The following is a 208-nucleotide window of genomic DNA, read 5'->3' on the forward strand; positions in this document are numbered from 1 at the left end:
GGTCAGGGTCAGGCGTACCGGGCCGGTGGTGTGTCGCAGGGCGTTGCCCACGACCTCCGACACCGCCAGGACCACGTCCTGGACGCGTTCGCGCGGCCATCCCCAGGCGGCGAGTTCGCGCGTGACGCCGGCGCGCGCGACGGCCGGGGCACCACGCGCGCGGGGGACCTCCCACGACCTCCCTGAGGGAATCGTTGGGTCCGGGGGC

1 protein-coding gene is annotated in these 208 nt (G+C 76.0%); it reads right to left on the reverse strand.

Translation table 11 applies throughout. From position 1 onward, the window contains the following. Positions 1 to 208 (reverse strand): ATP-binding protein (locus tag GT354_RS20820; RefSeq protein ID WP_161357855.1); only part of this gene is annotated, 208 nt, incomplete at both ends.

Origin of the sequence: Streptomyces sp. SID3343, assembly GCF_009865215.1 — a bacterium.
Taxonomy (GTDB): Bacteria; Actinomycetota; Actinomycetes; order Streptomycetales; family Streptomycetaceae; genus Embleya.